Raw genomic sequence first — 18,466 nt, 5'->3', positions numbered from 1 at the left:
GCAAAGGTAGCTAGACGCGTAGCTGTCAGTTTTCTCAGCATATATAAGTTCTCTCAAATGGAATAGGGCGGCACTTAGGCCGCCCTATTCATCACGCGTACTGATCGAAATCAAACCCCAACAGGGTTAGCCTTCTCCGGATCAATCTTGTACTGCTTGATCGCCCGGGCCACATCCTTCGCGGTCATCTTCCCGTCCTTCGCCAGCGCCGCAATCGCGGCATGCGCGATGTAGTACCGGTCAACCTCAAAGAACCGGCGCAGGTTCGCACGCGTATCCGAACGGCCAAACCCATCCGTACCCAGCACCGTGTACGACATCGGCACGAACGCACGGATCTGGTCCGCATACGCACGCACGTAGTCGGTGGCGGCAATCGCCGGGCCCTGGCGGCCTTCCAGCAGCTCGGTCACGTAGGCCTTGCGCTGCTCACCTTCCGGATGCAGGCGGTTGGCACGTTCCACGTCGAAACCATCGCGACGCAGTTCGTTGAAGCTCGGGCAGCTCCAGATGTCGGCGGTCACGCCGAAGTCCTTGTCCAGCAGCTCGGCCGCGGCAATGGCTTCGCGCAGGATGGTGCCCGAACCCAGCAGCTGCACGCGCAGCTCGCCCTTCTTCGGCTTGCCGGCGTCGGTCAGCAGGTACATGCCCTTGACGATGCCTTCGGCCGCACCTTCCGGCATCTCCGGGTGGGTGTAGTTCTCGTTCATCAGGGTGACGTAGTAGTACTCGTCAATCTGATCTTCCATCATCGCCTTGGTGCCGTGCTGCAGGATCACCGTCACTTCGAAGCCGAAGGTCGGGTCGTAGCTGCGCACGTTCGGAATGCCACCGGCCACCAGATGGCTGAAGCCATCTTCGTGCTGCAGGCCTTCACCGTTCAGCGTGGTGCGCCCGGCGGTACCACCCAGCAGGAAGCCGCGGGTACGCATGTCGGCGGCCTGCCAGGCGATGTCGCCCACGCGCTGGAAGCCGAACATCGAGTAGTAGATGTAGAACGGCAGCATCGGCACGTTGCTGACCGAGTAGCTGGTACCGGCGGCCATCCAGGAGCTGATCGCGCCCGGCTCGCTGATGCCCTGCTGCAGCACCTGGCCGCTCTGGTCTTCGCGGTAGAACATCAGTTGGTCGGCGTCGACCGGCTTGTACTTCTGGCCGAACGGCGCGTAGATGCCGATCTGGCGGAACAGGCCTTCCATGCCGAAGGTACGGGCTTCGTCGGCCACGATCGGCACGATGTGCGGGCCCAGTTCCTTGTCGCGCAGGGTGATGTTCAGGCTCTGCACGAAGGCCATGGTGGTGGAGTAGCTGCGCTCGCCGCTGCTCTTCAGCAGGCGCTCGTAGCTTTCCAGCTTCGGTGCATTGAAGCTCTTTTCGGCCTTGCGGCGGCGCTGCGGCAGGTAACCACCCAGCGACGCACGGCGCTCCTGCAGGTACTGCACTTCCGGCGAATCCGGGCCCGGGTGGTAGAACGGCACCTGGCCGTCGGCCAGCTGCGCGTCGGTCACCGGAATGTTGAAGCGGTCGCGGAAGTGGCGCACCGCTTCGTCGTCCAGCTTCTTGGTCTGGTGGGTCGGGTTCAGTGCCTCACCGGCGCTGCCCATGCCGTAGCCCTTGACCGTCTTGGCCAGGATCACGGTCGGCATGCCCTTGGTGTTCACGGCCTGGTGGTAGGCGGCGTACACCTTGTGCGGGTCATGGCCACCACGGTTCAGGCGCCAGATGTCGTCGTCGGACAGGCCGGCCACCATCGCGGCGGTTTCCGGGTACTTGCCGAAGAAATGCTCGCGGGTATACGCGCCGCCGAAGGCCTTGCAGTTCTGGTACTCGCCGTCGACGGTTTCCATCATCAGCTTCTTCAGGACGCCGTTGGTGTCCTTGGCCAGCAGGGCATCCCAGTAACCGCCCCACAGCAGCTTGATGACATTCCAGCCGCCGCCACGGAACACGCCTTCCAGTTCCTGGATGATCTTGCCGTTGCCGCGTACCGGGCCGTCCAGGCGCTGCAGGTTGCAGTTCACCACGAAGATCAGGTTGTCCAGGCCTTCACGGCCGGCCAGCGCGATGGCACCCAGGGTTTCCGGCTCGTCGCTCTCGCCGTCGCCGATGAAGCACCACACCTTGCGGTCGGACTTCTCGATCAGGCCACGGTTTTCCAGGTAGCGCATGAACTGCGCCTGGTAGATGGCGGCCAGCGGGCCCAGGCCCATCGACACGGTCGGGGTCTGCCAGTACTCCGGCATCAGCCACGGGTGCGGGTACGACGACAGGCCGCCGCCGTCCACTTCCATGCGGAACTTGTCCAGCTGCTCTTCGTTGATGCGGCCTTCCAGGAAGGAACGCGCGTAGATACCCGGGGCGCTGTGGCCCTGGATGAACAGCAGGTCGCCCGGGTGGCTTTCGCTCGGGGCGCGCCAGAAGTGGTTGAAGCCCACGTCGTATAGCGTTGCGCCGGAGGCGAACGAAGCGATGTGGCCGCCCAGGTCACCCGGCTTGCGGTTGGCGCGCACCACGGTGGCCATCGCGTTCCAGCGGATGATCGAACGGATGCGCCATTCCAGTTCGGCGTTGCCCGGGCTCTTGGCCTCCAGCTGCGGCTCGATGGTGTTGACGTATTCGGTAGTGGGAGAGAACGGCAGATAGGCACCCGAACGACGGGTCAGTTCCACCATGCCTTCCAGCAGCTGATGCGCGCGCTCGGGGCCCTCGACATCAATAACGGCCTTCAACGACTCGATCCACTCCTGGGTTTCCACAGGATTCGGGTCGTTGTTCAGCACCTCGTTCAACCAGTTCATTAGCGCTCCCATTACCGCACGCACGCGCGCGACTGTTGATAGATTTCTAGACCGCAAAGTGTAGCGCACCAAGGGCTTTCGTCACTTGGCTACGCTGGCGTATGGAGGCAGGCCACCCCTGTCTGCATGGCATGTCCCGGGACGTCCACCGGCGGGACAAAGCACTGCTGCAGGCCGCTGTGGCTGCCTGCAAGGGCTGCGCCAGCTGTCGCTTGCGGCCTGCTGCGCCCATGCGCAGGACGCAGTGTTACTGCTGCGGATGACCGTTGTAGGGCAAGGCCGGCGCCGTGTCGGCGTTGTCTGACGGGCTGCCGCTGAACCCGCGACAACGTGTCGCGCGTGCCTCTCGACGCGGGCGGGGCGGCTGCGCACGGTTGGCGGCGAGCAGGCCCCTTCCCGCGGTTCGCCGCTCGTCTGCTGCGCCCCGCCCGGGGCGAAAACCCGCAGCGCCGTTGCGTGGCCCGATACGGATGTCAGGCCGCGCAACGGTGGCTTGCGTCTCGCGCAACCCTGCCCTGATCCCTTGCAGTACCTGGCTGCGTGGCCCGATCTGGCAAGCGTTGTGGCCGAAACCATGCTTGTCGGGTCCGGCCTATCGATATATCGTTTACGGCACACGTTACCGATATATCGAAATGGGCCGCTCCCCCTCCCCCAAAAGCCGCACCGACGATGCCGCGGTACCCCGCCGCAACGGCCAGCCGCGCGTGCTCAGCCGCGGCGACCTGCGCCTGCTGGTGCTGGCGCTGATCGGTGAGCAGCCGCGCCATGGCTACGAGTTGATGCAGCACATCAGCACCATGTTCATGCAGGCCTACACCCCCAGTGCCGGCACCATGTACCCGCTGCTGGCCAGCTTCGAGCAGGCTGGCTGGGTGGAATCGGAAGAGGTGGACGGCCGCCGTGTGTTCCGCATCACCACTGCGGGCGAGTTCGAGCTGAAGGTGCAGCGCACCCAGGTGCGATTGGCGCAGCGACGTGCGTTCGACCGCGCCCGCGAGATCACCAAGGCCTCGCTGCCGGCGCCGCTGGCCGCTGCGCTGCGCGAGTTCAAGCTGGCGCTGGTGCACCACCACGGGCGCTGGGCCGACGGCGAAGCCGAGCAGGTGGCCGCGCTGCTGACACGCGCGTCGGTGCTGATCAATGGCCAGGCCGGCAACGTGTCCTCTCCCTTTTCTACGACCCAGCCAGACTGAATCCAGCCAGGTCTTCCCCCATGCCGCGCGCCCCCGCGCGACCTTCTGACAGGTACCCCCATGACCGAACATCACAACTCGCGCCTGCGCCTGGATGTGCGCTTCCGTGAACTGACGGTGCTGCGCACCGAGACTGTCACCCCGCACATGCGCCGCATCGTGCTGGGCGGCGACGACCTGGCCGGCTTCGATTCGCCCGGCGCCGACGACCACATCAAGCTGTTCTTCCCCAACGCCAGCGGCGAGATGGTGCTGCCGGTGCTGACCGCCGAGGGCCGCAGCTATCCGGACGGCAAGCAGCCGTCGCCGGCGCGCGACTACACTCCGCGCTGGTGGGACCACGAAACCGGCGAGCTGGCCATCGACTTCGTGCTGCACGACCAGGGCATTGCCGGGCCGTGGGCCGAGCGCGCACAGGCCGGCGACACGCTGGTGATCGGCGGCCCGCGCGGTTCGTTCGTGGTGGCCGACAGCTACGACGCCTATGTGCTGATTGGCGATGAAACCGCGCTGCCGGCCATCGCCCGCTGGCTGGACGTGCTGCCCGAAGGCGCGCAGGTGCAGGCGTATATCGAAGTGGCCGACGAGGACGAGCGCCAGGACCTGCCGCAGTACGAGAACGTGCGCATCCACTGGCTGGAGCGCAATGGCTTCCCGGCCGCCAGCAGCACGCTGCTGGAAGACATGCTGACCGACTTCGAGGCGCCGGACGGCGATGCGTTCTACTGGATCGCCACCGAATCGCGCCGCGCACGGATGATGCGCAAGTTCATCGAAGGCCACCTGGGCGTGCCGCGCGACTGGATCCGCTCGACCGGTTACTGGAAGGCGCACCCGGACGAACAGGACGGCGATTGACCGCAAAACGGTAGGTGCGGACCGTTGGCCCGCACGTCTTTGACTATGTAGAGCCGAGCCCATGCTCGGCTGCTGTTCTATCCGCCCTCGTGCTACGCGCGATGAGCCGAGCATGGGCTCGGCTCTACAGGAGCGCTGGGCGCCACCTGCCGCACCCACCCGAACCGGTGCGCGGCCCAGATCTCCAGCGCCAGCAGCAGCGCGATGATCGCCAGCGGCAGCAGCAACCCCAGGTACACGCCCGGCATCATGCCGTTGATCTGCGCCTTCACCAGCCGCAGCACCCCGCGCGTATGCAGCAGTTCGTCGATACGCATGGTCAGCGCCTCGCGCACCATCTTCGGCTCCAGGCCGACCGTGCCGGCCTTGTCGATCAGCGTGTCTTCCACCATCGCGCGCAGCAGCCCGGCGCGCACCTTGCCGATCACCCAGCCCACGCCACGTGCCATCGGCCCGTCACCCAGCCGGTCCACGCCGGGCAGCGGATGCTCGCTCAGGTAGATCGCAGCCAGCGAATCCGCGACATCCCCCACCGTGCCCTGGCTCTGCAGCGCGGCACGCATGCGCTCGTCCTCCAGCGAAGCGGTGAAGCCACTGCTCCAGCCTTCCACCATCGTCTGCAGGTGCGGCTGGAAGTGATCGAGCTGCTTGAACAGCGCGCGGTGCGCGCCGGCGGTGAAGCCCAGCTGCAGGCCGAAGAACGCGACCAGCAACGGCAGCAGCACCACATACGAGGCCAGCAGCCCGTGGTGCCAACGCCGCTGTCGCCGCAGCCAGCCGCGTCGATGCAGCCAGCGCCAGGCGAAGATGCCCAGCGCCAGCCCCAACAGGGTGCCCAGCACGCTGCCGCCGATCAGATCGAGCACGCTCAGGCCGGTCCAGAATTCGCCGAGCCAGTACTGCGCTTCCTGCATGGTGTTGTCTTCCGTGGTTCAGTGCGGCCGCCATGGTAACCGCGACCCCATGCGACAATCGCGCTCCTTTCCTGCACCAACGAGGCCCCACGTGGGCAAATTGACCCTGAGCGGCGTGGACACGCTGCGTACCCGCCTGGCCGACGACAGCGCCTGCGACGCAGTGCTGTCTGCCTTCGCCGACCCGGCAGCGGCGCGCGCACCGCTGCGTGAGCTGGTCGAAGCGCAGCACCGCTACCTGCAGGCCGAACATGAAGTGGCACAGGTGGCCGACATCCTGCGCCGCGACCAGAAGTACGCGCCGGTCGGTCGTCCGTCGGTGCATATCGTGCAGCTGCGCAAGCAGCAGGCGTCCACCAGGCAGGCGGCGCTGATCGCCCGCCAGGTGGTGGCACAGGCCGCGCAGACGTTCGTGCGCGCGAGCGGGTTGGTGGTGAAGGCCAAGCAGAGCCCGAGCGAAGCGTCGGCCGCGTGGCTGGGTACGCTGCGCTGAGCGCGCATACCCGGTAGTGGCCAACCTTGGTTGGCCTGCGGATTGAGTGTGTGCCGACCAAGGTCGGCACCTACCGGAGCACGCAAAAAAGAAGGCCCGCTTTTCAGCGGGCCTTCTGCCTTCTCACGACGAGTGAGCGGGATATTGCATCAAGCCGCCGGCTTCTCGCCGGTGGCTTCGGTGGTGATGCGGATCTTCACTTCATCGCTGACGTTCGGGGCGTAGGCGCCGACGCCGAAATCGCTGCGCTTGATCGTGGTGGTGGCATCGAAGCCGGCGGCCGGAACCTTGGCCATCGGGTGCTCGCCGCCACCGTTGACGGTCACATCCAGGGTCACCGGCTTGGTGATGTCCTTGATGGTCAGGTCGCCGGTGACGGTCAGCTTGTTGGTGCCGGCCGATTCGACCTTGGTGCTCTTGAAGCTGGCGGTCGGGAACTTGGCAGCGTCGAAGAAGTCGGCGCTCTTCAGGTGCTCGTCGAACTTGGCGGTGAAGCTGTTCAGGCCGCTCAGCGGCAGCTTCACTTCCACGGTGGACTTGGTGACGTCGGTGGCGTCGTACACCAGGGTGCCTTCGGCGTTGCCGAAGTGCGCGCTCGGGTTGGAGAAGCCGAAGTGGCTCCACTGCGCCAGCACGTCAGTGTGGGTCGGGTCGAGCTTGTAGGTGCCCGAGGCGATGGTGATGGCGGCAGCCGCCGGGGCAGCAGCAGCGGCATCGGCGGCCGGGGTGGTGGCAGCCTGCTCGGTGGTGGCCGGGGCAGCAGCATCGGCGGCCGGGGCGGCGGTGTCGGCCGGCTTGGAGCAGGCGGCGATGGCCAGGGTCAGGGCCAGCGGCAGCAGCAGTTTACGGGTGGCGCTCATCTCAGGAACTCTCCGGATCGTAGGGTGGGAACACAGTGCAGCAATGGCCCGCCACGGCGGGCGGGCCCGAAACCGATACAGCGACTTACGCGATGCGCGCCGCTTCGTCGAAGGACAGACGCGGCAGACGGGGGAACAGGCCCGAATCGTCACCGTACCCCAGGTTGACCAGGAAATTCGACTTGATGCTGGTGCCGGCGAAGAACGCTTCATCGACCTTGGCATTGTCGAAGCCGGACATCGGGCCGGCATCCAGGCCCAGCGCGCGTGCGGCCAGGATCAGGTAGGCACCCTGCAGGCTGCCGTTGCGGAACGCGCCTTCGTGGCGGCCTTCGCGCGGGCCGTCGAACCAGGCCTTGGCATCGGTGTGCGGGAACAGGTACGGCAGCTTCTCGTGGAAGTCCTGGTCGAAGGCCACGATGACGGTGACCGGGGCGGCCAGGGTCTTGTTGTGGTTGCCTTCGGACAGCGCCGGTGCCAGTTTGGCCTTGGCTTCGGCCGACTTCACGAACACAAAGCGCGCCGGGCTGCCGTTGGCGGCGGTCGGGCCCCACTTCAGCAGGTCGTACAGAGCGTGCAGCTGTGCGTCTTCGACCGGCTTGTCGAGGAAGGCGTTCTGGGTACGGGCGGTGCGGAACAACTGGTCCAGTGCAGCAGCGTCGAGCGCGTGGGACATCGGTGGATCTCCAGGGCGGCTAAGGTCAGTGCCCGCGGGCGGCGCGGGGCGGAACGTCGATCCGCAGTGTAGAGTGTCGCGACTGTTGCAACACCCAGCAGGATTGAAACGAATTAATGCCAATGGTGAAACGATCGAGCACGCCATGGACGGTCACCGATGGCCGTGCCGGTAATGTCCGCCAGGCGGTCGCGCTGGCGACGGCGCTGCGCCTGGGCAGCCACCGCCCCCTGGTACTGCAACCCCGCGCGCCGTGGCGCTGGCTGTCGCCGCGGCGCTTGCCCGGTGATGTGAACGGCTACGGCGAGGCGTTCGCGTCCCTCGCTGCCGAGGCGCCTGCGCTGGCGATCGGTTGTGGCCGCCAGGCCGCCGGTGCCCTGCGCGTGCTGCGTGCGCGCGGCAGCCAGGTGGTGCAGATCCTCGATCCGCGCATCGGTTCGCGCCACTGGGACGTGGTGGTGGTGCCCGAGCACGACACCCTGCGCGGCAGCAACGTGCTGACCCTGGTCGGCAGCCTGAACCCGGTGGACGATGACTGGCTGGCCTTGGGCCGCGCCGCGTTCGCCAGCTTCAGCACCCTGCCCGGCCCGCGCACGGCACTGCTGGTGGGCGGCCCGACGCCGCTGGCCCCCTGGGATGAGACGGCGATGGTGCACGTGTTCCAGGCGCTGGCCGAACAGATCCGCAGCGAGGGTGGCAGCCTGCTGGCGACGACCTCGCGGCGCACGCCGCCGGCGCTGGCCGAGATCCTGCGGGCGAAGTTCGCCGACCTGCCGCATGTGATCTGGGGCGATGGCGGCGATGGCGTGAACCCGTATGCCGGTCTGCTCGGCTGGGCCAACCGGGTGGTGGTGTCGCCCGATTCGGTGAATCTGCTGTCCGAGGCCAGCGCCACGCGCATGCCGGTGATGGTGGCCCTGGCCGATACGGCGCAGGGACGGCTGGCGCGCTTCCAGCAGCAGCTGCGCGAGCGCGGGCGCTTGCAGCCACGCTGGCTGGACTGGCAGTACGACCGCATCGAACCACTGCGCGAGACCGCGCGGATTGCCGCCGAGGTCAAAGCGCGGCTGGCGTTGGGGTGATGCCGTCCAGCGCTTTTTGAACATTTCGATCCGTCGGCGCAGTTAGAGTCCAGCCTCCCCCTCGGACTGGACGTCCCCATGCGTACCCTGCTTCTGCTGCCGCTGGCCCTGCTGGCGGCCTGTTCCACCACCCCCACCGAACTGGACCCGTTGTCGCACGCGTGCCAGCAGCAGCTGGATGCCTACCGCGAGCAGCCGGCGCTGCGTAATCCGCGCAACGAGCGCCCGCCGTTGCCGATCGCGCCGATCAGCGATGCCTGCGACAAGGAATTGCGGCGCAAGGGCGTGGAGCGTTGATTCCAGCGATACGGGTATGATCGGCGCGCGGGCCTGCCCGCGTCTGGAGCGGTATACATGGAACGTCTGCATCGCCTGCGCTGCGGTCTGCTGTTGTTGATGGGCCTGCTGGCTTCCGCGCCGGCATGGGCCGACAGCGGCACCTGCGTCGAGCGCTACCCCAGCGTCGCCGCACAGGCGGCGATGTTCGATGTGGCGTGGGCCACGGCCGAGCGCCTGGATGCGCTGCCCGGCGTGGAGGTGGTGATCGCCGCGCGTGGTGGCCAGGACCTGAGCCGTTACGGCCTGCGCCACAGCCACCTGGCCTTCCTGCTGCGCGAGGACGACGGCCGCTGGCGGGCGCTGCACCTGCTCAACCGCTGCAAGACCGACAGTTCGCAGCTGTACCGCGAGGGCCTGGGCAATTTCGTCGGCGAGAGCGGCACCCATACCGACCTGCGCATCGGCGTGCCGCCGCCGGCGTTGCAGCTGGCACTGAAGCGGATGCTGGCAGCACCGGCGATCCAGCCCAAGGCGCTGCACGAATCGAAGTACAACGTCGTGGCCTATCCGTTCGCCACCGACTTCCAGAATTCCAACCAGTGGATCCTGGAAGTGCTGGCCGCGGCGATGGCGCAGGCTGAAGGTGGCCCGGTGATCGTCAAGCGCGAACAGGCGCAGCAATGGCTGCGCGCGCAGAAGTACCAGCCCAGCGTGCTGCATATCGGCCTGGGCAAGCGCGTGGGTGCGCGCCTGTTCGTGGCCAACGCCACCACCACCGACCATCCGGCCAGTGAACGTATTTCCGGCAACTACTCGGTGGTGACGGTGGAATCGGTATTCGACTTCCTGCACCAGCACAGCCAGCTGCAGCAGGAACTGACCATTGCGCACGCGACGGCCGACACTGCCGCCGCTGCGCCCTGACCTGGCAAGGAGAAGATGATGCGCAACCTGCCGTTTTCCGCGTTGGCCGTGCTTGTGTGCGGCAGCCTGTTGTCTGCAGCGCCGGCACATGCCGAGCGCCGCATCGTGATCATCCAGAACAGCGTGCCCGAGGGTCCGAGCCTGGAGATGTCCGCACCGATGGTGGAACGGGCGCGCGCTGCCGCGGCTGGGGAAACCAACGATGCGGGCATGCCTCCGGGCCAGGGCCCGCGGGTGACGCTGCCGCAGATGCAGGTCAGCGCCATCTCCACCACCGTCGATGGTCGCCGTGAGGTGCTGCTGCAGGACCCCGCCAACCCGCAGAACACGGCGTCAATGCAGTGGCCCAAGCGACCCGGCGACCCGGCCGTGCAGTTCAACGTAGGCCAGACCGTGAACTTCGAACCCGCTGAATCGGGCAACGGCTGGCGGGTGAGCGACAACCAGGGCCGGCCGCTGGAGTACCTGCCCGAGGCCACCGGCCCACGCGATCTTTTCGATACGCAGCGCTGAGCCGCTGCTTCTCTTCCCGACCAGGAGGTCACCATGCTTCGTTCCCTGCGCGCCCCCGCCGCCGCCCTGCTGTTGTCTGCCCTGACGGTGCCGACCGTGCACGCTGGCGCCGCCCCGCATATCAACAGCGGCCAGGCCAGCGTGCTGGTCACTTCACTGATCGTGGTGTCGGTTCCGCTGGCTACCTCGATGGGCCTGGCCGCGCTGTCCAAGGCGCCGTTCAAGGCCAGCGAGCGCAATGGCAAAGTCGCCGAGCGCACCCCGGCGGTGCCGCTGCCGCCGATGGAAGTGAAGCAGGTGGCGACCACCGCCGCCGGTGAGCGCCAGGTGCAGCTGCAGGTACCGGACAAGGCTGACCAGACTGCCACCCTGCAGTGGCCGGCGATCGAGGGCGATGACCCGGTGGCCGGCTTCGTGGTCGGCCAGCAGGTGCGCTTCGACCCGACCGATGCCGGTGCCGGCTGGACGGTGAAGAACAGCGACGGCAAGGCCCTGGCCTATGTGCCCACGGCCTATGCCGCCGGCGACGCGCTGAGCGAGCAGCTGTAAAGCTGAACGGCCGTTTTTGGCTTTGCGGCGGGCCGGGCGGATAATGGACGATCCCCTTTTTCCCTTGGCTCGCCATGTCCGTGCGTCCTGCGCCTGTTTTTGCCCCGTTGACCGCCCGCGCCCTGGTGCTGGCGGTGCTGGCCATGGGCGCGGTGGTGCTGCTGTCCAACGTGCTGGTGCAGTACCCGATCAATGACTGGCTGACCTGGGGCGCCTTCAGCTATCCGGTCGCGTTTCTGGTCAGCAACCTGATCAACCGCCGCTTCGGCCCGGGCCCGGCCCGCCGCGTGGCGTGGATTGGTTTTGCGGTGGCGGTGCTGCTGTCGGTGTGGGTGGCGACGCCGCGCATTGCGATCGCTTCTTGCTCGGCCTTCATCGTGGCCCAGCTGCTGGACATCACCGTGTTCGACCGCCTGCGCCGTGGCAGCTGGTGGCGCGCGCCGATGGTGGCCACCACCTGCAGCGCGACGGTGGACACCACCATTTTCTGGTCGATCGCGTTTGCTGGCTCCACCCTGCCGTGGGTGAGCTGGGCCGCGGGCGACCTGGCGGTGAAGCTGGCGATCGGCGTATGCCTGCTGGCCCCGTTCCGCGCGCTGCTGTGGAAGATGGCGCCGCCGCGTACGGCGGGCTGACCACCGTTGCACGGGTAGGTGCCAACCTTGGTTGGCACGATCCGTCAGCGTTCATGGCGCCGGCAACAGCGTGCCAACCAAGGTTGGCACCTACCAACAGCGAGCCGTCGCACGGCGGGTGCCAACAGCGGGCCATCACCCGGTAGTTGCCAACCTTGGTTGGCACGATCCGTCAGCGTTCATGGCGCCGGCAACAGCGTGCCAACCAAGGTCGGCACCTACCAACAGCACGCCATCGCACGGTGGGTGGCAACAGCAGGCCATCACCCGGTAGTTGCCAACCTTGGTTGGCACACTTCGTCAGCATTCCTGGCGCCGGCAACAGCGTGCCAACCAAGGTTGGCACCTACCAACAGCGAGCCGTCGCACGGTGGGTGCCAACAGCGGGCCATCACCCGGTAGTTGCCAACCTTGGTTGGCATCCACACCAACTGCACTCAGCCGAACGGCAGCTCCGCGGCGATGCATGCGGCGCTGATCGCCGCACACGCCTCTTCGATGGCCGGCGTCGTCGGCGCCAACCGTGGGCGGCGATCCAGCGTGCAGGCCAGCCCTACTTCCAGCAGCGTGGCGTGCGCGCCATGCAGCGCCTGTGCGGTGGCGTCGGGCAGGAATCCCGCCGCTGCCAACGCGTCGATCAATGCCGGCGTGGCGCGCGGCTGCAGCAACGCAGGTGTCTGCGCACTACGTGCCAGCACGCCGGTCTGCAGCAGGAACTCCAGATCGACCACGCCGCCTGCGCCCTGCTTCAGGTCAAGCCGCGCGGCGTCGCTGCGATCCAGTTCGGTACGCATGCGACCGCGCATCTTCACTACATCGGCATACAGCGTTGCGCGATCGCGTTCGCGGCCCAGCGTCTGCGCGCGTACGTCTTCGAAATCCTGCAACAGGCTGGCATCACCGGCCACGCCGCGCGCGCGCACTAGCGCCTGGTGCTCCCAGGTCCATGCGCGATCACGCTGGTACTCGGTGTAGCTGGCCAGCGAAGACACCAGCGAGCCCTTGCCACCGTCCGGACGCAGGCGCACGTCGATGTCGTACAGGCGGCCGGCGGCGGTGACCGCAGCCAGCAGCGCCATCACCTTCTGGGCCAGGCGCGCATACCAGCGGCCCGGCTCCAGCGGGCGCGCGCCATCGCTGGCCTCCACGCCGGCGGGATGGTCGTGCAGGAACACCAGGTCCAGATCCGACCCAAAGCCCAGCTCCAGGCCGCCCAGGCTGCCGTAGCCGATGATCGCGAAGCGGCCGCCGGCGATAGCGCCGTGCGCGGCGTGCATATCGGCCTCGGCCATCGCCAACACCGTGATGACCACCGCCTGCGCCAGTTCGGCCAGTTGCCGGGTGCTGTCGACCGCGCCCTGGCGGCCGTCCAGCGTGGCCATCGCCATGCGGAAGCTGAGGGCGAGGCGCGTTTCATTGAGCCAACGCAGCGCCGATTCGGGATCCTCCACCGTCAGCACCTGCTGGCATTCGGCCAGCATGCCGGCCGCATCGGGCATCGGCCCGGACACGCGAACATCCAGCAGCTCGTCCAGCAGCAGCGGGTACGCGGCCAGGCGCTCGGCCAGCAATGCACTGCGGGCCAGCACGTCAACCAGGCGCGCAAGCGCGCTGGGCTGTTCGTCCAGCAGCGCCAGGTAGCTGGTACGGCGCAGCACCGCCTGCAGCAGGCCGAGCACGCGCTTGAGTGCAGCGTCGGGCTGCGGTGAACGGGTGGCAGCGTGCAGCAGCGCGGGCAGCACGCGGTCCAGGCGCGCACGTGCCGCATCGGACAGCGACTTCACGCCCGTGCCCTGGGCGAAATCGCGCAGTGACTGGTCGGCGCCATTGGCATCGAGGAACCCCGCCTCGGCCAGCAGCGGCGCGTTGCTGCCCTCGGGCAGGCTGCGCCAGTAATTGGCCAGCGCATCCGGCGCGGCCTGGCCCTTGCGCGGGGCCAGCAATGCGGCGAACTCGGTACTGACGCGCTGCTGCTGCACGGTCAATGCGGCGCGCAGCGCATCCCAATCGGCATAGCCGAGGCCGACGGCAATGCGTTCGCGATCCAGTACATCAGATGGCAGCACATGGGTCTGTGCATCGCGCAGCATCTGCAGGCGGTTTTCCAGCCGGCGCAGGAACAGATAGGCCTCGCGCAACGCGGCGCCATCATCGCGGGCGATCTGCCCGGCGGCGACCAGCGCCTCCAGCGCGACCAGCAGCCGTCGCTCACGCAGCGCCGGCTCGCGGCCACCGCGAATGAGCTGCAGTGCCTGGCACAGGAACTCGATTTCACGGATGCCACCGGCGCCACGCTTGATGTCGTCGTGCATCTCGCGGCGCGCAACTTCGGCGGTGATTGCCGCTTTCATCTCGCGCAGGCCGTCGAGCGCGGTGAAGTCCAGGTAGCGGCGGTACACGAACGGACGCAGGGTCTGCAGCCACGCCTCGCCGGCCGCGATGTCGCCGGCCACGGCTCGCGCCTTCAACCAAGCATAGCGCTCCCAGTCGCGGCCTTCGCGCTGGAAGTACTGATCCATCGCCGCGAATGACAGCGCCACACGGCCGGCGCTGCCGAACGGGCGCAGGCGCAGGTCGACGCGATGGCTGAAGCCATCGACGGTGGTTTCATCCAGCAGCTTGGCCAGGCGCTGGCCGAGCCGGGCGAAATACTCTTCGGCCGCCAACGCGCGCGGGCCATCAGATTCACCGCCCTGCACGTAGGCGTAGACCAGATCGACATCGGAACTGAAGTTGAGTTCGCCCCCCCCCAGCTTGCCCAGCCCGAACACCACCAGCTGCTGCGCTTGGCCGTTGTCATCGGCAATCACCCCGTGGCGCTGGGCGAACTCCTGCTGCAGGGCGTCCAGCGCCAAGCGCAGGCAGTCCTCGGCCAGCGCGGTGGCTCCGGCGAGAGTCTGTGGCACATCGTCGAGCCCGGCCAGGTCGCGCCAGATCAAGCGGGTCGACATCGCCGTGCGCCAGCGCCGCAGCTGCGCCGGCCAGTCGCTGGGCTGCAGTGGGTCGAGCACCGGCGCCGGCAGGGGCGGACAACCGGGCGCGGCCAGTTGCGTCAACAGGCCGGGCTGGCGCACCAGGGTATCCATGGCGAAGTCGCTGCTGACCGCCAGTTGCACCAGCATCGGCTGCAGCTCGGCCGGGATGGGATCGGGCACTGCCTGGGTCAGGCGCGTCAGCGCGCGGTCGACGAGGGGCTGCAGGGTGGCGGGCAATTCGGCGGGGGCGAGGGTCATACCCTGATTCTCGCGGGGTCGGATCCCTTTGCCAACGGCGAAGGGCTGTGACCCGTTGCCGTGGCCTGTGGGGTCAGCGCCTTTTGCCGTTGGCAAAAGGATCCGACCCCGGCACCGCGTATTCATACTGGGCGACAGGCAATAAAAAAGCCCGCTTGCAGCGAACTGCCAGCGGGCTCTGCTCCCTCCCCCACGTCGGGATGCAGGGCCATCGTGCGGTGTACGAAAGTACTTTGCACGCTGCACTGCAAAACAAAACTGGCGGGTATGGGAGAGGCGTTGCCGGAAACACCATTCCACGAAGGTAGAACCCCCCGTACGGCAGGGGATGGCCGATAATCGGGATTCCCCCCAGAAACGCTGTCGTCATGACTGTTGATCGCATCGCCAACGCGCGTCTTCGTGACCGCGTGGTCTCCGCCGAGGCCGCAGCCGCGCTGATCCAGCCCGGTGAAACCGTGGCCATGAGCGGCTTTACCGGCTCCGGTTACCCCAAGGCCGTTCCCGTTGAACTGGCCCGCCGCATGGAAGCGGTGCATGCCCAGGGCCTGCCCTTCCAGATCAGCCTGATGACCGGTGCCTCCACTGCGCCGGAACTCGATGGCGCGCTGGCCAAGGCCGATGGCATCGCCATGCGCATGCCGTTCCAGAGCGACCCGGATGCGCGCAACCGCATCAACGAGGGCAAGCTGGATTACATCGACATCCACCTCAGCCACGTTGCCCAGCACGTCTGGTTCGGCTTCTACGGCGAGATCGATACCGCCGTGATCGAGGTCTCGGCCATCCGCGAGGATGGTTCGCTGGTGCCGTCCACTTCGCTGGGCAACAACAAGACCTGGCTGGACCTGGCCAAGAAGGTGATCATCGAGGTCAACGAATGGCAGCCGGCCGGCGTGGATGGCATGCATGACATCTACTACGGCACCGCGCTGCCGCCGCACCGCAAGCCGATTCCGCTGGTCAATGCCAACGACCGCATCGGCGAGACCGCGCTGCGCTGCGACCCGGACAAGATCGTGGCGGTGGTGCGCACCAATGGCCCCGACCGCAACAGCCCGTTCAGCCCGATCGATGCGACCAGCGAGCAGATTGCCGCGCACCTGATCGAGTTCCTGCAGCACGAAGTGAAGCGCGGCCGCCTGCCGGCCAACCTGCTGCCGCTGCAGTCGGGCGTGGGCAACATCCCCAACGCGGTGCTGGCCGGCCTGGCCAAGAGTGGTTTCCGCGACCTGGCCGCGTTCACCGAGGTGATCCAGGACGGCATGCTCGACCTGCTGCGCGACGGCGTACTGAGCTATGCCTCGTGCACCGGCTTCGCACTGAGCCCGCAGGCCAACGAGACGTTCAAGGAAAACATCGATTTCTACCGCGAGCGCATCATCATGCGCACGCAGGAAATCTCCAACCATCCGGAACTGGTGCGCCGCCTCGGCTGCATCGGCATGAACGGCATGATCGAAGTGGACCTCTACGGCAACGTCAATTCGACGCACGTGATGGGCACGCGGATCATGAACGGCATCGGCGGTTCGGGCGACTTCGCGCGCAATGGTTTCCTGTCCGCGTTCCTGAGCCCGTCGACGGCGAAGAACGGCACCATTTCGGCGATCGTGCCGATGGCCAGCCACGTCGACCACACCGAGCACGACGTGTCGGTGATCGTGACTGAACAGGGCCTGGCCGATCTGCGTGGCCTGACCCCGCGCAAGCGCGCGCAGGTGCTGATCGACAACTGCGCGCACCCGGATTTCCGCGCGCAGCTGCAGGACTACTTCGACCGCGCCAGCCGCGAGAGCTACGGCAAGCACACCCCGCACCTGCTGCCGGAGGCGCTGTCGTGGCACCAGCGATGGCTGGATACGGGCACGATGAAGGGCTGACGCCCGCTTCTGAGGAGCCGAGCATGGCTCGGCTCTACAAATGGCACCACCGCAACATCCCTGCAGAGCCGAGCCCATGCTCGGCTCCGCGGCATGCGGCTTATCCGCGCAGCGCCGCCAGCGATTCGGCCTGGATGCGCTCGTAGATTTCGAACTCATCGTTCACCGCCGCGCCCAGCGCCTGTTCGAAGGCTTCGCGATTGGCATGGGCGGCGTACGCGCGCTGCTCGCCACCACCCAGGTTCGACTGGAAGATGCCGGCGGCGCTGACCGGCAGGAAATCCTCGTAGACGATCGGATCGGCCGTGGCCAGGCCCGCTGCAACCAGCACTTCGGCCGGCAGGTCGGCCACGCGTTCCGGTGCGGCGCGGCCCGCGTCGGTCAGCTGGTAGCGGTAGTAGCCCAGGCCTTCCTGGCGCAGGGTGTCATGGTCATCCGGGAAACTGGCGAACACCGCCTGCAGGCGCTGGCCGTAGTCGCCGCCGGTGCTGCCCGCGCCGCCGGCATCGCGCGCCTGCGTCAACAGCTGGTCGTACAGCGCGCGGCCCTTGGCGGTCAGTGCCAGGCCGCGCTGTTCGATCTCGCCGAAGCGCGCGGTATGGGTACCGGCGTCGCCGCCCTCGTTGTCCGGGAAGTGCACGGCCTCTTCCAGCGCCTTGAAGCTGGTCTGCCGCAGCAGGATCGGGCAGGCGCGGCGCGGCGGGCCCTCGATCACCGCCTTGGCGGCCATGCCGTGCTCGATCATCGCCACCTGCGCAGCGTCGATGTCCAGCGTGCGCGGGGTCAGGTGGTTGATGTGCGGGCCACGGAAGCTGACCACGTCGGCCACCAGCCGGTGCGCCTTGTGCAGCGCGTGGTAGGTCGGCAGATCTACGGTGGCGTCGCCATGCCAGCGGAAGGTCTCCAGCGCCTGTTCGACGAAGCGTTCTGCATCGGCCTGGGTCAGGCCACCGTCACGCTCGGCCTGGTCGATCAGCGCCAGCGCGTCGTCGGTGAAGATGCGGCGGCGGGCGAGAATCTCAGCCGACTGCGCACGCAGCACCTCGTCTTCGATCAGTTCCAGACGCAGCAGCGAGGTGAACACGCGGAACGGGTTCAGTGCCAGCGCAGCGGCGGTCAGCGGGCGGAAGGCCGTGGAATGTACCGGCACGCCGGCCACCGACAGATCGTAGTAGCCCACCGGGTACATGCCCATCACCGCGAACAGGCGGCGCAGGGTCGCCAGTTCCTGCGGGGTGCCGACGCGGATCGCGCCATGGCGTTCTTCGTCCAGGCGGGCGCGCTCGTCGTTGCGCAGCAGCTGCGCGGCCAGCGCCGGGTCCTGCGCCAGGACCTGCGTGTTGATCCGCTCCACCAGTTCCACCAGCGTGCCGTACAGCGGCACTTCGGTGCGGTACATGCGGGACATGGCCTGGGCGAACAGGCGGCGGATCACATCAGGCGAAACGAAAGAGGCGCTCATCAGTCACTCGGTTACGGGAACGGGGAACGGCGAGAACCCGTATTGTCGCCGGAGTGCGCGGCGGCGGCGATACGCATAGCAACATGAGGAACATCGGTAGCGCGGGGCCAT

Annotated in this window: 16 protein-coding genes; 10 read left to right on the top strand and 6 right to left on the bottom strand. The window is 67.3% G+C overall.

Going from position 1 to position 18,466, the window contains the following annotated elements; translation table 11 throughout:
- Window positions 1–110: 110 nt before the first annotated feature.
- Window positions 111–2,798, bottom strand: coding sequence for a pyruvate dehydrogenase (acetyl-transferring), homodimeric type (gene aceE, locus CR919_RS19225; RefSeq protein WP_099821378.1), 2,688 nt, complete (start codon window positions 2,796–2,798; stop codon window positions 111–113).
- A 635-nt stretch (window positions 2,799–3,433) separates the two neighbouring features.
- Between aceE and CR919_RS19220 the strand changes: the two genes are divergently transcribed.
- Together CR919_RS19220 and CR919_RS19215 are read left to right on the top strand one after the other, a co-directional pair.
- Entirely contained in the window at window positions 3,434–3,994 is a 561-nt protein-coding gene (locus CR919_RS19220; protein WP_099821377.1) for a PadR family transcriptional regulator, read from the top strand.
- A gap of 60 nt (window positions 3,995–4,054) precedes the next feature.
- Window positions 4,055–4,852: a siderophore-interacting protein gene (locus tag CR919_RS19215; protein WP_099821376.1), complete on the top strand. Its 798-nt coding sequence runs from the start codon at window positions 4,055–4,057 to the stop codon at window positions 4,850–4,852.
- 92 nt (window positions 4,853–4,944) lie between these two features.
- Here CR919_RS19215 and CR919_RS19210 read toward each other — a convergent pair whose 3' ends face one another.
- Window positions 4,945–5,766 (bottom strand): hypothetical protein, encoded by an 822-nt coding sequence (locus tag CR919_RS19210; protein WP_099821375.1) that lies wholly within the window; start codon window positions 5,764–5,766, stop codon window positions 4,945–4,947.
- A 91-nt stretch (window positions 5,767–5,857) separates the two neighbouring features.
- Here CR919_RS19210 and CR919_RS19205 point away from each other — a divergent pair, with 91 nt between their 5' ends.
- Window positions 5,858–6,259, top strand: a complete 402-nt coding sequence (locus tag CR919_RS19205) for a hypothetical protein (protein ID WP_099821374.1) — start codon at window positions 5,858–5,860, stop codon at window positions 6,257–6,259.
- Window positions 6,260–6,408: 149 nt separating this feature from the next.
- Here the strand turns inward: CR919_RS19205 and CR919_RS19200 are convergent, their stop codons facing one another.
- Window positions 6,409–7,119: a YceI family protein gene (locus CR919_RS19200; protein ID WP_099821373.1), complete on the bottom strand. Its 711-nt coding sequence runs from the start codon at window positions 7,117–7,119 to the stop codon at window positions 6,409–6,411.
- Window positions 7,120–7,204: 85 nt separating this feature from the next.
- Window positions 7,205–7,795, bottom strand: a complete 591-nt coding sequence (locus CR919_RS19195) for a malonic semialdehyde reductase (RefSeq protein WP_025878215.1) — start codon at window positions 7,793–7,795, stop codon at window positions 7,205–7,207.
- 122 nt (window positions 7,796–7,917) lie between these two features.
- On the opposite strand from CR919_RS19195, the gene CR919_RS19190 reads away from it, so the two are divergent.
- The 6 genes from CR919_RS19190 to CR919_RS19165 all read left to right on the top strand — a co-directional run bounded on the left by CR919_RS19190 (window position 7,918) and on the right by CR919_RS19165 (window position 11,777).
- Entirely contained in the window at window positions 7,918–8,877 is a 960-nt protein-coding gene (locus CR919_RS19190; protein WP_099821372.1) for a mitochondrial fission ELM1 family protein, read from the top strand.
- A gap of 78 nt (window positions 8,878–8,955) precedes the next feature.
- Window positions 8,956–9,174: a hypothetical protein gene (locus CR919_RS19185; RefSeq protein WP_032975596.1), complete on the top strand. Its 219-nt coding sequence runs from the start codon at window positions 8,956–8,958 to the stop codon at window positions 9,172–9,174.
- 57 nt (window positions 9,175–9,231) lie between these two features.
- Window positions 9,232–10,080, top strand: coding sequence for a DUF2145 domain-containing protein (locus CR919_RS19180; RefSeq protein WP_099821371.1), 849 nt, complete (start codon window positions 9,232–9,234; stop codon window positions 10,078–10,080).
- A gap of 18 nt (window positions 10,081–10,098) precedes the next feature.
- Window positions 10,099–10,593, top strand: a complete 495-nt coding sequence (locus CR919_RS19175; protein ID WP_099821370.1) for a hypothetical protein — start codon at window positions 10,099–10,101, stop codon at window positions 10,591–10,593.
- Window positions 10,594–10,626: 33 nt separating this feature from the next.
- Window positions 10,627–11,142, top strand: a complete 516-nt coding sequence (locus CR919_RS19170) for a hypothetical protein (RefSeq protein WP_099821369.1) — start codon at window positions 10,627–10,629, stop codon at window positions 11,140–11,142.
- A gap of 74 nt (window positions 11,143–11,216) precedes the next feature.
- Window positions 11,217–11,777 carry a queuosine precursor transporter gene (locus CR919_RS19165; protein WP_099821368.1) on the top strand — a complete coding sequence of 187 codons (561 nt, stop codon included), beginning with the start codon at window positions 11,217–11,219 and terminating at the stop codon, window positions 11,775–11,777.
- 437 nt (window positions 11,778–12,214) lie between these two features.
- On the opposite strand, the gene glnE is transcribed toward CR919_RS19165, so the two are convergent.
- A complete protein-coding gene (gene glnE / locus CR919_RS19160) occupies window positions 12,215–15,010 on the bottom strand; it encodes a bifunctional [glutamate--ammonia ligase]-adenylyl-L-tyrosine phosphorylase/[glutamate--ammonia-ligase] adenylyltransferase (protein ID WP_099821367.1) in 2,796 nt (931 codons plus the stop codon).
- A gap of 368 nt (window positions 15,011–15,378) precedes the next feature.
- Between glnE and CR919_RS19155 the strand changes: the two genes are divergently transcribed.
- Window positions 15,379–16,893: an acetyl-CoA hydrolase/transferase family protein gene (locus tag CR919_RS19155; protein WP_099821366.1), complete on the top strand. Its 1,515-nt coding sequence runs from the start codon at window positions 15,379–15,381 to the stop codon at window positions 16,891–16,893.
- Window positions 16,894–16,993: 100 nt separating this feature from the next.
- On the opposite strand, the gene CR919_RS19150 is transcribed toward CR919_RS19155, so the two are convergent.
- Window positions 16,994–18,355 carry a VOC family protein gene (locus CR919_RS19150; RefSeq protein WP_099821365.1) on the bottom strand — a complete coding sequence of 454 codons (1,362 nt, stop codon included), beginning with the start codon at window positions 18,353–18,355 and terminating at the stop codon, window positions 16,994–16,996.
- Window positions 18,356–18,466 lie beyond the last annotated feature (111 nt).

The organism is Stenotrophomonas sp. LMG 10879 (assembly GCF_002750935.1).
GTDB classification, from domain to species: domain Bacteria; phylum Pseudomonadota; class Gammaproteobacteria; order Xanthomonadales; family Xanthomonadaceae; genus Stenotrophomonas; species Stenotrophomonas lactitubi_B.
Note: the sequence above shows the minus strand (reverse complement) of the source record. Positions and strands in the feature narration are given on the sequence as shown.

What these genes read in the sequence shown, in the direction of transcription:
- aceE (WP_099821378.1), bottom strand. Translation starts at nt 2,798, where the DNA reads ATGAACTGGTTGAACGAGGTGCTGAACAACGACCCGAATCCTGTGGAA.
- CR919_RS19220 (WP_099821377.1), top strand. Translation starts at nt 3,434, where the DNA reads ATGGGCCGCTCCCCCTCCCCCAAAAGCCGCACCGACGATGCCGCGGTA.
- CR919_RS19215 (WP_099821376.1), top strand. Translation starts at nt 4,055, where the DNA reads ATGACCGAACATCACAACTCGCGCCTGCGCCTGGATGTGCGCTTCCGT.
- CR919_RS19210 (WP_099821375.1), bottom strand. Translation starts at nt 5,766, where the DNA reads ATGCAGGAAGCGCAGTACTGGCTCGGCGAATTCTGGACCGGCCTGAGC.
- CR919_RS19200 (WP_099821373.1), bottom strand. Translation starts at nt 7,119, where the DNA reads ATGAGCGCCACCCGTAAACTGCTGCTGCCGCTGGCCCTGACCCTGGCC.
- CR919_RS19195 (WP_025878215.1), bottom strand. Translation starts at nt 7,795, where the DNA reads ATGTCCCACGCGCTCGACGCTGCTGCACTGGACCAGTTGTTCCGCACC.
- CR919_RS19190 (WP_099821372.1), top strand. Translation starts at nt 7,918, where the DNA reads ATGGTGAAACGATCGAGCACGCCATGGACGGTCACCGATGGCCGTGCC.
- CR919_RS19185 (WP_032975596.1), top strand. Translation starts at nt 8,956, where the DNA reads ATGCGTACCCTGCTTCTGCTGCCGCTGGCCCTGCTGGCGGCCTGTTCC.
- CR919_RS19180 (WP_099821371.1), top strand. Translation starts at nt 9,232, where the DNA reads ATGGAACGTCTGCATCGCCTGCGCTGCGGTCTGCTGTTGTTGATGGGC.
- CR919_RS19175 (WP_099821370.1), top strand. Translation starts at nt 10,099, where the DNA reads ATGCGCAACCTGCCGTTTTCCGCGTTGGCCGTGCTTGTGTGCGGCAGC.
- CR919_RS19170 (WP_099821369.1), top strand. Translation starts at nt 10,627, where the DNA reads ATGCTTCGTTCCCTGCGCGCCCCCGCCGCCGCCCTGCTGTTGTCTGCC.
- CR919_RS19165 (WP_099821368.1), top strand. Translation starts at nt 11,217, where the DNA reads ATGTCCGTGCGTCCTGCGCCTGTTTTTGCCCCGTTGACCGCCCGCGCC.
- glnE (WP_099821367.1), bottom strand. Translation starts at nt 15,010, where the DNA reads ATGACCCTCGCCCCCGCCGAATTGCCCGCCACCCTGCAGCCCCTCGTC.
- CR919_RS19155 (WP_099821366.1), top strand. Translation starts at nt 15,379, where the DNA reads ATGACTGTTGATCGCATCGCCAACGCGCGTCTTCGTGACCGCGTGGTC.
- CR919_RS19150 (WP_099821365.1), bottom strand. Translation starts at nt 18,355, where the DNA reads ATGAGCGCCTCTTTCGTTTCGCCTGATGTGATCCGCCGCCTGTTCGCC.